This is a genomic window from Paenibacillus sp. WC2504 (assembly GCF_052682475.1).
The window spans coordinates 564,272-577,525 of the sequence record NZ_JBQZFH010000001.1; the positions used below are offsets into that span (position 1 = coordinate 564,272).

General features: G+C 47.8%; 11 protein-coding genes and 1 riboswitch. Of the genes, 10 read left to right on the forward strand and 1 reads right to left on the reverse strand.

All coding sequences use genetic code 11. From position 1 onward, the window contains the following. Positions 1-9: 9 nt before the first annotated feature. Complete coding sequence (locus tag ACUN27_RS02715; protein ID WP_445558336.1) at positions 10-531, reverse strand: hypothetical protein; 522 nt, start codon at positions 529-531, stop codon at positions 10-12. A gap of 285 nt (positions 532-816) precedes the next feature. Next, a riboswitch (cyclic di-AMP (ydaO/yuaA leader) is annotated at positions 817-985 on the forward strand. A 123-nt stretch (positions 986-1,108) separates the two neighbouring features. Between ACUN27_RS02715 and ACUN27_RS02720 the strand changes: the two genes are divergently transcribed. From ACUN27_RS02720 to ACUN27_RS02765, 10 genes are all read left to right on the forward strand, one after another. Further along, positions 1,109-1,525, forward strand: coding sequence for a hypothetical protein (locus ACUN27_RS02720; RefSeq protein WP_315952824.1), 417 nt, complete (start codon positions 1,109-1,111; stop codon positions 1,523-1,525). A 27-nt stretch (positions 1,526-1,552) separates the two neighbouring features. After that, positions 1,553-2,056, forward strand: coding sequence for a hypothetical protein (locus ACUN27_RS02725; RefSeq protein WP_445558337.1), 504 nt, complete (start codon positions 1,553-1,555; stop codon positions 2,054-2,056). Positions 2,057-2,212: 156 nt separating this feature from the next. Then, positions 2,213-2,290 (forward strand): potassium-transporting ATPase subunit F, encoded by a 78-nt coding sequence (locus ACUN27_RS02730; protein WP_379171775.1) that lies wholly within the window; start codon positions 2,213-2,215, stop codon positions 2,288-2,290. A 48-nt stretch (positions 2,291-2,338) separates the two neighbouring features. Continuing rightward, positions 2,339-4,009, forward strand: a complete 1,671-nt coding sequence (gene kdpA, locus ACUN27_RS02735; RefSeq protein WP_326063540.1) for a potassium-transporting ATPase subunit KdpA — start codon at positions 2,339-2,341, stop codon at positions 4,007-4,009. A gap of 30 nt (positions 4,010-4,039) precedes the next feature. Continuing rightward, the gene (gene kdpB / locus ACUN27_RS02740; protein WP_315952826.1) at positions 4,040-6,082 is read left to right on the forward strand and encodes a potassium-transporting ATPase subunit KdpB; all 2,043 of its coding nucleotides are present in this window, start codon (positions 4,040-4,042) and stop codon (positions 6,080-6,082) included. Between the two features lie 28 nt (positions 6,083-6,110). Further along, positions 6,111-6,674, forward strand: coding sequence for a potassium-transporting ATPase subunit KdpC (gene kdpC / locus ACUN27_RS02745; RefSeq protein WP_326063533.1), 564 nt, complete (start codon positions 6,111-6,113; stop codon positions 6,672-6,674). Between the two features lie 74 nt (positions 6,675-6,748). Further along, positions 6,749-9,049, forward strand: a complete 2,301-nt coding sequence (locus ACUN27_RS02750) for a histidine kinase (protein ID WP_445558338.1) — start codon at positions 6,749-6,751, stop codon at positions 9,047-9,049. Positions 9,050-9,053: 4 nt separating this feature from the next. Continuing rightward, entirely contained in the window at positions 9,054-10,586 is a 1,533-nt protein-coding gene (locus ACUN27_RS02755) for an ATP-binding protein (protein ID WP_326063529.1), read from the forward strand. Next, positions 10,583-11,278, forward strand: a complete 696-nt coding sequence (locus tag ACUN27_RS02760) for a response regulator (RefSeq protein WP_157324221.1) — start codon at positions 10,583-10,585, stop codon at positions 11,276-11,278. Before ACUN27_RS02755 ends, ACUN27_RS02760 begins: the two co-directional genes overlap by 4 nt. Positions 11,279-11,350: 72 nt before the next feature. Then, positions 11,351-13,024: a ribonuclease J gene (locus ACUN27_RS02765; RefSeq protein WP_326063526.1), complete on the forward strand. Its 1,674-nt coding sequence runs from the start codon at positions 11,351-11,353 to the stop codon at positions 13,022-13,024. The last annotated feature ends 230 nt before the right edge of the window (positions 13,025-13,254 follow it).

Consider the following 13,254-nt stretch of genomic DNA (forward strand, 5'->3'; position numbering starts at 1 on the left):
CAGGCTTTCCTACATCGTAGGACTCTCCGTTTTGATTCTTTTCCCAAGGTGGTGCTCTCTTTGCACCCTTCGAATGAACGCTTGAAGTTCCTGCTCGGTTTCACACACGGCCGCGTGCTCTAACCAAAGGAAAAACCTTTTTTTCGATATGGCTGAAGCATGCAGAGGAAAGGTATTTCTTGATTTGACAACATACAAGCCAGAGGGAACATTCTTCCAAGGTGCTGTGAAATTCATGCGAATTGACAGCCTTGATCGCTTCTCCCAGTCTTGCTCCTTTTGTTTATTTCGTATGGATCTGTACATGTTCATGATCACGTAATGCTCCGAGATTTCGGTCAAATTGGCATATCCGGCTCGTTGCGCTTTTTGAATAATGTCTGATTTCTCCTTAGAGAACCAGTACCCGACAATAACAGGGAAACGGTTAGCCTCTTCTAACCATAAGACGCCGAACCACTCGTAAGTTAAGGGGATCGGATTTAACATTTCGGGGATTAACCCTAAATAATAACGGGGAGCGGAAGCCATCGTTATTTCTCCTTTGCACGTAAGACCTGACAGCAATAATGTGTGTGTTCTGCTCCTCAATTGTAAGGCTGAGAGGAATAAAAATGGGGTAAAGAAAAGCGGGGTAACCCATAAAAAAACGATAAAAATGGCGTAAATGGAAGAAAAACGAAGCTTGAATAACGAGAATTCATGCTTTAATTGTTTGAAAGCGCATCCACTCGTCTATATGGCAAAAAGAAGGTCGCGGTACGTTTTACAAGGCGGATCTCCGAGGCGTAAGATTCAGAGCATCAACTTCACAACAAGTTGATAACGCTGAGTCCCCACAAGGGGAACGGGGGAACCAATAGAGGACGGATGCAGATCAACGTCTTCGCGGGGTGAATCCAAGGCAAGCTCCGGCTTGCCAAGGTAGGGCGCTTCCAAGCCCGAATCCGACAGCTAACCTCGTAAGCGAATTGGGAGAGAGCCAACGTTCTATGTGCTAATTACAGCTTGCTTGTTATACCAAGCTGCCAAGAAGCCCGAGAGCAGGGAGTCTCTGCTCGCAGGCTTCTTTTTGTTGTCCAAAAAAATGAGGAGAGTGAATCTACACATGGTTCCCGAATGCAAGATTACCCGAATTGAATGCTATCGCTTTGATGATGAATTATCCGATAAACTGCTGCCCGGACATGGCCGCGACTGCCATTGCGGCATCCTTTCCATCTCAACAAGCTTGGGAACAAGCGGTTTAGGAGATTATGAAATTCCTTGCGGCAATCTAAAGGGAGATTTCGTTCAATGGGCTGTTGTCTTTCAGAAACTCAAAGGGCTTTCCCTTGAGGACGGTTTGCAGTATGTCCGTCAGAAGAAAGAGGCATGGGGAGAAGTAAGGACTCATGTGATCGAGTCGGCATTAACTGACTTGTCAGATAAGCTTCAACATAAATCTATAGGCAACAAAGAGTTGGATGTTCTATCGAATCGTTCATATATCTTTGACCATTCAGAGGCCTATGTCTCTTTCTAAGCATGCGCATTTTTATGTTTTTTTTATATGCACGCTAAGGATTCTTTACCTCATTTTTATACAGTTCGGCGTTACAATGAGTCAGAAAAGGAAGCGATGAAAGTCATGCAAAGCGATTTGCTGCTAATAGCTGCGCCAACCAAGGCAGGCGAGGACTTTATGAAACAAATCAGGTTGGCTGGGTTTCCTTATGTTGCATTAACGAACAACAAGATGGAAAAACTCAAGCTAGAAGGGCAGGGAGTAAAAAAGATCATCCAGGTGGATACATCATTACCGGGTTCACCCCATATCCCCGATTATCCGATCGGGAGCATTATTCTGTTCGAAGAAAGCTTGACGTTATGCTGCCGCTATATTCAGATATGCCGCAGTTGGACTTCAGGGCCGATGTATGTGATTACCCAAAGTGTAAATCCCCGATTGATTTATAAAGGGTTAGGCGCTGACTACGTTATTTATTCTAAAAATGGTGATGTGAAGTTTCTTCTATCATCTCTATTACAAACAAATAAATTAGGTTCTGTCTGATCTGGAGGAGGTGCGCGATGTACAACGATGTAACAATGGTCTTATTAATGGCATTAACCTTTCTGGGATTTTGGGGATTTATGAAATTTTGCGAAAAAGCGTAAGCTGATGCTTTCGATGCGAGTTTTTGAATGAAAACTTATAGGAGGCAACCAAATGATTGTGATTGGACTAATTGCGCTAGCGATCATGGTTTATCTCGGTTTTGTTTTAGTGAAGCCGGAGAAATTTTAATGGATAAATTAGAACTTATGTAAAGCAGGGGGAGAACCTACTATGGGTATGGGATTGTTGCAAGTAGTCATCACACTGGTGATTATCATGCTTTTGGTGAAGCCGGTGGGCAGCTACTTGGTGAAAGTGTTCGGTTATGAAAAGAGTGGTCTGGATCGTGTGTTCGGCCCCTTCGAGCGTATGTCCTATCGCCTAATGGGTGTTAAAGAAGACGAAGCGATGGGATGGAAGAAGTACTTAGGAGCTGTATTAATCGTCAACTTTGTCATGATGATCCTCATGTACGCCGTATTTCGGCTTCAAAGTTTTCTGCCGTTTAATCCCGATGGGATTGGCAACGTATCTCCAACAATCGCTTTTAATACTACGATTTCCTTTATTACAAATACGAACTGGCAAGCTTACAGTGGTGAAAACACGCTTTCCTATTTCTCTCAGATGGTAGCCATTACGTTCCCGATGTTTACATCGGCGGCAACCGGATTCGCCGTAGCGGTAGCTTTTATCCGCGGATTAGTGGGTCGTCAAGATAACCTCGGAAACTTCTACGTGGATATGACTAGAGCGATTACTCGCGTCTTTCTGCCGCTTAGCTTCATTGTCGCTTTAATTTTAGTTTTTCAAGGCGTCCCGCAAACCTTGCTGGGAGCTGTTCAAGCGACAACGATTGAAGGGGCTGAACAAACGATTACTCGCGGTTTAGTGGCTTCCTTGGAATCGATTAAGCATATCGGTACCAACGGTGGCGGATGGTTCGGAACGAATGCTGCGCATCCTTTTGAAAATCCAACGCCGTTTACCAACATGATCCATATTATTTGTATGATGCTTCTGCCGACTTCGCTCGTATACGCATTCGGATTAATGATTAAGAACAAGAAACAAGGTTGGACCGTCTTCGCGGCCATGGGAATCATCTTCTTGGTCATGCTGGCGACGGTGTTCTACGCAGAGTATAAAGGCATATCTACTGTGGATGCGATGGGCGTTCATGGGAATATGGAAGGCAAGGAAGTTCGATTCGGATTATCTGAAACAGCGCTTTTCACAACTGTTACGACAGCAGCTACAACAGGCTCTGTTAATGCGATGCATGAATCGCTTACACCGCTAGGAAGCATTGTTCCTTTTGCGGAGATGATGTTAAATAACGTATTTGGAGGCAAAGGGGTCGGCTTATTAAACGGACTGCTTTATCTCATCTTGTCTGTATTCATTTGTGGACTGATGGTTGGACGTACGCCAGAATTTATGGGCAAAAAGATTGAAGGCAAAGAAGTGAAACTGGCTGCGATCGCGATTCTGACGCATCCGCTCATCATTTTAGCACCGACGGCTTGGGCGTTGATTCGTCCTGAATCGGTCACGTCCATAGCGAATCAAGGGATGCATGGCCTTTCTGAAGTTCTGTATGCTTTCACCTCCGGTGCAGCCAATAACGGATCTGCCTTTGGCGGTTTGAGCGCTGGAACGAACTTTTATGCGATGAGCATTGGTCTTGTCATGCTGGTTGGACGATATATTTCCATTATCGCCATGTTAGCAATAGCAGGCTCACTTGCTACTAAGCGTGTTGTGCCCGTTACAACAGGTACACTTCGGACGAATACGCCTTTATTTATGGGGATTTTGATCATGATTATTTTAGTTATCGGTGCTCTAACGTTTTTCCCGGCGCTTGCATTGGGACCGATTGCTGAACATTTGGCAGCGCGTTAAGGATAGACGTAATAGAGAGGGAGGATTTACATGGCAGTGGAACGTAAAAAAACATTAACAAAAGAAATTGTCAATCAAGCTATTGTGGATTCATTTAAGAAATTAAATCCATGGGTAATGATTAAAAATCCGGTCATGTTCGTCGTAGAAGTAGGTACCGTCATTACCTTTCTATTATCACTTGCACCTGACCTATTTGGCTCGACGGAAGTAGGCAGGGCTTATAATATCGCGGTCTTTCTGATTCTGCTCTTTACTCTGCTTTTCGCGAACTTTGCGGAAGCACTGGCAGAAGGGCGCGGCAAGGCGCAGGCTGACTCTCTACGGAAAACGAAGTCCGATACGAAAGCTCGTCTGGTTCAAAAGGATGGCTCCTACAAGGAAGTGTCTTCTACTACACTCCGTAAAGGCGATATCGTTCGTATTGAAATCGGTGAGATCATCCCATCCGATGGCGAAATCATTGAGGGCTTGGCTTCCATTGATGAATCCGCCATTACAGGTGAATCTGCTCCTGTTATTAAAGAAGCGGGAGGCGACTTCTCTTCCGTAACCGGCGGTACACGGGTAGCGTCCGACTATATCGTTGTCAAAGTGACGACCGATCCGGGTGAATCTTTCTTAGACCGTATGATTGCACTTGTGGAAGGCGCGAAACGGCAAAAAACGCCGAATGAAATTGCTTTAACAACACTGCTTGCCGTATTGACGCTGATCTTCTTGATCGTCATTATGACCATGGTGCCAATGGCCCAGTATTTGAATGTGAAACTGGAGATTTCCACGCTGATCGCGCTGCTGGTCTGTCTGATTCCGACAACCATCGGCGGTCTCTTATCTGCGATCGGTATCGCCGGTATGGACCGTGTAACGCAGTTTAATGTGCTTGCGATGTCCGGTAAAGCGGTTGAAGCCGCAGGCGACATCGATACGATGATTTTAGATAAAACGGGAACCATCACCTTCGGGAATCGCATGGCGTCCGAATTCGTTCCTGTAAGTGGCGTGACAGCCAAAGACATTACGTTTGCTTCTCTTCAAGCTTCTGTTAAAGATGAAACACCGGAAGGGCGCTCCATTGTTGAGCTTGCCAATAAACTTGGCGAATCCTGGCAAACAAATGCTTACGAAGGTGCGGAAGTTGTCGAGTTCACGGCTGAGACGCGTATGTCGGGGCTTAATCTCGCAGGAGGCTCCAAAGTACGTAAGGGCGCTGTTGACGCGATCAAAAAATATGTAACAGCTTTAGGCGGCAAAATTCCTAATGATCTGGAGACGATTACGAACCGGATCGCTAAGGCCGGGGGCACTCCGCTTGCTGTAGCAATAAATGATCGAATCTACGGTGTTATTTACCTCAAAGATACTGTAAAACCGGGCTTGAAGGAGCGTTTTGCCGAGCTGCGCTCGATGGGGATCAAAACTGTCATGTGTACAGGGGATAACCCGCTGACAGCTGCAACAATTGCTCTTGAAGCAGGCGTAGATGAGTTTATTGCAGAGGCGAAACCGGAAGATAAAATCGCTGCGATTAAAAAGGAACAGCAAGAAGGCAAGCTTGTAGCGATGACAGGCGACGGAACGAATGATGCTCCTGCTCTGGCGCAAGCGGACGTAGGTTTGGCGATGAATTCAGGCACCATGGCGGCGAAGGAAGCCGCTAACATGATCGATCTGGACTCCGATCCAACCAAACTGCTTTCCGTTATTTCCATTGGGAAGCAGCTGCTGATCACGCGCGGAGCTTTAACAACCTTCTCCATCGCCAATGATATCGCCAAGTATTTCGCGATCATTCCTGCGATGTTTATCCTGGCGATGCCGCAGCTGCAGGCCTTGAATATTATGAATCTGGCATCGCCGGAATCGGCTATTCTATCCGCTTTAATTTTCAATGCCATCATCATTCCGCTGCTGATTCCAATTGCGATGAAGGGCGTTAAGTATCGCGCAATGTCAGCGGATCGATTGTTGTCCCGTAATGTTCTGCTATATGGGATTGGCGGGGTCATCGTACCGTTCATCGGGATTAAAATTATCGATATGATACTTCACGGATTAAATATCGTTTAAAGAGAAAGAGAAACGAGGAGATAGCGTCATGAAATCGGTTTTTATAGCAGTTCGTGTATCTATATTGTTCATGATCGTTTGCGGGCTTATTTATCCGCTGGTTACGACGGGCGTGGCTCAAGTCTTATTTCCGAAGCAAGCGGATGGAAGTCTGATTGAATCTGGCGGAACGGTCATCGGCTCGGAATTGCTGGCTCAGAGCTTCGAGTCCCCTAAGTTGTTTCACCCAAGGGAATCTACGGCGAAGTATGATCCCAAAGCTTCTTCCGGCTCCAATATGGCGGTAGCTTCAAGCGATTATGCAGCGTCTTTGGCAGAAAAGATTGAGGCCTTGAAGAAGGAAAATCCTAGCCTAACCGATATTCCAGCTGATTTAGTCACGTTGTCTGGCTCCGGCTTCGATCCGGATTTGTCACCGGAAGGGGCCAAAGCCCAGGTGCCTAGGATCAGTAAAGAAACAGGAATCGCAGAGAACGTGCTTAACGGTCTCGTTGATCAGTTTACAAAAACCAGACAGCTCGGTTTTCTCGGTGAGCCAAGGGTGAATGTAACAGAACTGAATATAGAGCTGCTGAAACAAGTGAAGTTGTAAGCAGCTGACAACCACTCTCGATAGGTCGAGAGTGGTTTCTGCGTCATTATGAGGAGAAAGGAGAGGACGCTGGATTGGATGGTTTCAAAAGGAAAACGCCGGAAGAAATTCTATTATCCATCTCCAAATTGCATCGAGGGAGTCTGAAAATCTATATAGGTGCGGTCAGCGGCTCAGGAAAGACGTACCATATGCTGCGGGAAGGGCATAATCTCAGGCAGCAGGGGATTGATGTGGTCATCTGCGCTGTATCTACGCTGCAAAGGCCGGAGACCGTGGAACAATTAGGAGATTTGGAAAGAGTACCGAGCATTCATTGGATGAAAGACGGCACGGAGCAAAAGGATTTAAATCTGGATGCATTAATGCAGAGAAATCCGGAAGTTGTCCTGGTTGACGGGCTGGCCCATCTTAATCGACCAGATGCCCGTTTTCCCACGCGCTTAGATGATATCAAGTTTCTACTGGCTAACAATATTAGTGTGATTACGACTGTTAACGTGTATGAGCTGGCAGAGGCGATGGAAGTTGCACATAAGTTGACGGGGATTGAAGTGGGGCATTGTGTGCCTTCAGATACGCTGGAGTTGGCCGATGAGGTTCGCTTAATTGATGCAACGCCGGAAATGATTCTGAATCGACTGGAAGAGGGGCATCTCAAGGGCAATAAAGACTCCGCTCTATTCAAGCGCGGCAACTTAGGCGTACTAAGAGAATTGGCGTTGCGTCTTGTTGCAGAGGACGTTAACGATTCGCTGGAAGCGCATCGTGAGCAGATGGGGATTCTGGGGCCTTCAGGCGCCACAGAACGCATACTGGTAACCGCCCAATATCATTGGAACGGTTCAATTTATGTGCGGAGAGGCCAACAGATCGCGAAGCGGTTGAACGGTGATCTTCATGTGGTGACGCTGCGTAAATTCAATAAACCGCTTTCGAAGGAAGCCTCTGCTTTTCGCAGATCGATTATGAAGCTTGTCGAAAAAGTGGGCGGCAAGTTCGATGAGCTTCCGCTACGATTCCGCCGTTGTATTCCCAAAGCCTTAGTTAATTATGCGATCCATCATAAAGTAACCCGTATTGTCTTGGGGCATTCCAAACAAACCAAGTGGCAAACCTTATGGCAAGGATCTGTGATCAATGGCATTTTAAAAAGAGTCAAAAATATCGATGTGTTCCTGGTCGCTGATCGTGCCTCTCGGGATGGGGAACGCATACTTCCTGCTCACATGCAGGTGTCGAAGGAGCCGTATAAATATAAGCGTCTGAGCAAGCAAGAGGTTCAAGCGAAAATTGAGAAAATCAAACGAGGCAGGTTCAAAGTCTATATTGGAGCCGCACCGGGCGTAGGGAAAACATACACCATGCTGCGGGAAGGCAATGATTTGCTTAAGAAAGGCATCGATGTGAAGATCGGGCTGCTCGAAACGCATGGAAGAAAGGGAACCATCGAACAGATTGGCGAGCTGGCCGTTATACCGCGGGCAGAAATAACCTATCAAGGCGTCAGGCTTGAGGAGATGGATACGGAAGCCATTATTAAGGCGCGGCCTGAAGTTATTTTAGTGGATGAACTAGCCCATTCGAACGTACCCGGCAGCAAATACAAAAAAAGATACGAAGATGTGCTGGAAATCCTGGAAGCAGGCATATCCGTCATTGCAACCGTCAACGTTCAGCACTTGGAAAGCTTAAACGATGCCGTCGAGCAAATTACCGGAATCCGGGTTCGCGAAACGGTTCCTGACAGCATTCTTCGGGCGGCGGATGAAGTGCAATTAATTGACGTGGCTCCTGAAGCTTTACAGCTTCGCATGAGGGAAGGCAAGATTTATGCGATGATCAAAGTGGATCAAGCGTTGAACAACTTTTTTAAAACCGGTAATCTGATTGCTCTACGGGAACTAGCTTTACGTGAAATTGCTGATGATGTAGATGAACGTCTGGAATCTATGGAGCGCAAGAACTCCCTGCGAGGCCCCTGGCGGAGAAAAGAGGTTATTTACGTCTGCATCACGGAGATATCACAAGCGGACCGCCTCATTCGCCGGGGATTTCGAATCGCACACCGGCTGAAAGCGGCTTGGTACGTAAGCTTTATCGCAGTGGGGAGTGGCGAGCAATGGAAGCCTAAGCTGGAAACGCTGGAGAAGCTGACGGTTAGGCTCGGTGGCGAGTTTGTGTATCAAGAAGTGATGAGCCGTAAAGCTGTCCCAGCTGTGTTTGCCTCTCAAGCAAGTATGGCAGGGGCCACGCAAATGATCGTATGGAAAGACGCTACAGTTAAAAAACTGCTGCCGCTTGCTTCCCAAATGGATGTGCTCATTGTCGCCGATTACGATCTATGGCAATCCGCAGGAAATAAGGTAAAATGAGAGCATGATGAATAAAACAAATGGTTGGAACCGATGGAAGTCTTATGTGATTACAGCTCTTTTTATTGCTGTGGTGACCTTATTTTTAAAAGCTTTTGGCGATTTTTTAGGCCTGGTGAATGTCTCTCTTTTCTATCTGCTTCCTGTTCTTTTTAGTGCGGTGCGCTGGGGGAGGGGGCCTTCCTTTTTTGCAGCGGCAATGGGCGTATTATCCCTAGATTTCTTATTTGTCCCTCCTGTATTTAGTCTCACAGTTGCGGATTTGCGTTATTTGATCTCATTTTTTGTCTTTTTATCCGTTGCCGCTCTCACGGCAAGCTTGGCTTCGAAGCTTCGCAATCAGATCCATCAAGCACAGCAGAGTGAAGCCAGTACGGCTGCCCTGTATGCGTTAAGCCGTAAAATTACGGCTATTTCCGATTTAGAAGGACTTCTTAATCAGATTGTACAGCATGTTTCTGAAGCATTAAGCGCAAAAGCTGCAATTCTATTACCAAACCCATTGGGTGAACAGCAAGTAGGAGCCTATTCCAAGGACGGGATCGAGTGGGCGGAAGATGAATCCCACTTGTCTATCGCGGCATGGGTTTACAATCATCATGCGAGCGCGGGGCGCGGCACACATTCGCTGAGAGAGTCCTCAACGCTTTACGTCCCGCTTGAGACAGATCGTCAAGTACACGGCGTATTAGCTGTGTATGTCGGTGAGCGGCCGTTAACGGAGATGCCGGAGCTGATTCGCTTCATCGAAGCACTCTCGGATCTGGTGGCTGTTGCGATTTCCCGCGTTAAGCTGGCTAATGAAGCCAAAGTGGCTCAATTGACCGCCGAGTCTGAGAAGCTGCGAACGGCGCTGCTGGACTCGCTCTCTCATGAGCTGCGAACACCGCTAGCTACCATCATAGGCTCTGTGACGGGGCTGTTAGAAAGTGAAGCTGTATTTAGTCCTGAAGACCGACGTGAGCTGCTGCTAACGATTCGTGAAGGGTCAACAAGGATGAATAGGCTAGTAGGGAATTTGCTCGGCATGGTTCGAATTGAAAGCGGCATGCTGCGGTTGAATAAACAGTGGTGCGGGATCGAGGACATTGTCGGAGTCGCGCTCGCCCAACTGAAGGATGCTTTGCAGCATAGGAAGGTGAGCATTCGGCTTGCTCCGGAGCTACCTTCCGTCCCGCTGGATGACGTGCTGATCGAACAGGTGCTGATTAATGTGATCAGCAATGCCATCAAGTATTCGCCGGAGGGCAGCGAAATTGTGATCGAAGCGGCGCAGCGCCGGGAAATGCTTGAACTGACCATCAGGGATGAGGGAGCGGGCATTGCGGCAGAGGACTTGGATCGGATTTTTGAAAAGTTTTATAGGGGACAATTAACCAAACATATCCCCGGTACCGGACTCGGGCTTGCGATCTGTAAAAGCATCGTGGAAGCCCATGGCGGGCAGATCGTTGCCCAAAGAAATGAGCCCAAAGGAACGGCTATTCATATCAGTTTGCCGTTACAATTCGCTGAGAAACAGGGGGATGGAGCATGACAGCAACTGGGGCGAAAATTTTAATAATTGATGATGAGGCGCAAATTCGCAAGCTGTTGCGAGTAACATTGAATGCGCATGGCTTCGATGTGACAGAAGCTGCAACGGGCCAAGAGGGCTTATTGCAAGCCACAATGGTTCGGCCGGATCTCATCGTGTTGGACCTCGGATTACCGGATATGACAGGGATGGATGTGCTGCAGCATATTCGTGAATGGTCGCAGGTACCGATCATTATTCTTACTGCCCAAGACCAGGAGCAGGATAAAGTGGCTGCCTTAGACCGGGGGGCTGATGATTATGTGACAAAGCCCTTTGGCATGGGAGAGTTTATGGCACGCATGCGGGTGGCGTTACGCCATATCGCTAAGACGCAAGATGAACCTGTGTTGAAATTAGGGGATCTGGTGATTGATTTATCCCAACGGGTCGTGGAACTCCACGGAGAGAAGCTCAAATTGACACCTACGGAGTACGATTTGCTAAAAGTGTTAGCCCTTAACAACGGTCGCGTAATGACACATCGCCAATTGCTCAAACAAGTATGGGGCGGCTCGCAGTATGAATCCGACAGCCAATATCTTCGGGTATACGTCGGCCATTTGAGGAAGAAAATCGAAGAAGATTCGACAAGACCCCGTTATATTCTGACGGAGCCGGGAATTGGTTACCGCTTTGCTTGGCAAGAATAGCTCCTTTTTGTATAGCCTTACATCACTTGTGGGAAATTAACGCAAATGAAAGCGACACAGGGGGTAAGTAAGGTGACCAAGCTTGATCAGCAATTATCGGTCTTCTCCTTAGGCGGTATTAATGAAATCGGTAAAAATATGTACGTCGTCCAATATGCCAATGACATTATCGTGATCGACTGCGGCTCTAAATTCCCGGATGAAACTTTACTGGGCGTTGATCTCATTGTTCCTGATATTACTTATTTGCTTGAAAATAGCGATAAAGTCCGTGCTCTGGTTATTACGCATGGGCATGAGGATCACATCGGGGGCATTCCCTACATCCGCAAACAAATCAATGTGCCGATCTATGCAACACGCTTAACGATTGGGCTCATTGAAGTGAAGCTGAGAGAGGCCGGCTTGCTAGCAGGTACCAAGCTGATTGAAATCACCTCCGATTCCACGGTTGACCTTGGCAGCATCACGTCCACTTTCTTCAAAACCAATCACAGCATCCCCGATTGTCTTGGGGTTGTTTTTCATACGCCCGAGGGAGCGGTTGTCCATACGGGAGATTTCAAATTTGACCTTACACCGGTCAATAATCAATATCCGGATATTCATAAAATGGCGGACATTGGCTCGAAAGGGGTCATGCTGCTTTTATCCGAGAGTACGAATGCGGAGCGTCCGGGTTATACGCCCTCGGAAAGCCATGTCGGGAAGCATATCGAGGAGGCTTTCCATAAAGCGAAGCAAAAAGTGTTCATCGCCACCTTTGCTTCCAATGTCCACCGGCTCCAGCAGGTGATCGATGCCGCGCAAGCGACGAATCGCCATTTAGCCTTGCTGGGCCGGAGTATGGTCAACGTCGTGAAAATTGCTTCCGAGATGGGCTATTTGAGGGTTCCTGACGGGATGCTGGTGGAGGCGGGAGAGATCGGCAGCCTGGCTTCCGAGCGGATTGCCGTTCTCTGCACGGGTAGCCAGGGAGAGCCGATGGCCGCGTTATCCCGGCTATCTCGCTCGAACTACAGGAATGTAGAAATCCATCGGGGGGACACCGTCATCCTGTCCTCATCGCCGATTCCTGGAAATGAGCGCAACGTTTCCAAGACGGTAGACAATTTGTTTAGCCTTGGCGCGGAGGTCATCTACGGCTCAAGCTCAGTGACCGGCATGCATGTTTCCGGCCATGGCAGCCAGGAAGAGCTCAAGTTAATGCTGACGCTCATGAAACCGAAGTATTTTATTCCGATTCACGGCGAATATCGGATGCTTCATCAGCACCGCATTTTGGCGGAGTCAGTTGGTGTCGAGCCTGCTAACATTTTCATCTTGAACAATGGGGATGTTGTAGATATCAAGGATGAAGTGGCGACGCAAAGCCGCAAGGTCACGGCGGGCAACACCTTGGTCGATGGTTTGGGCGATGTGGGGAATATTGTTTTACGTGACCGGAAACAGCTTTCAGAGGATGGGATCCTTATCGTGGTTCTTCTTCTCAGCAAAACGGATGGCAAAATTTTATCCGGACCCGATATTATTTCGCGAGGGTTCGTCTATGTGCGCGAGTCTGAGGATCTCATAGATCGAGCGAGCATTCTGGCCGCAGATACGGTGAACAGACTGCAAACAGGGCAGGAGCCGTTGAACCAATGGAATGTGCTGAAAATTAATGTGAAAGAAGTGCTCGGACGTTTCTTTTATGAGAAAACCGGCCGTAGACCTGTGATTCTCACGATCATTACGGAGTTCTAGCCGGAGGGGCGTAACTGGTGGCGGCCGCTAACCCCCTGCCGCGAATGGGAACAAAAGGGCGCTATTTCTACGAAATGCGCCCTTTTGATCGTGGAGAAATAACACCCTGTAGTTCCCCTACAGGCCACCACCTCCCGCTATTCGCAGAAATAGCGGATTGTAGTTCCTAATTTGGCTTGGCAGCCAAATTAGCTCATAGGCTACGCGAATAGCCGTGCGGCACCTCACTC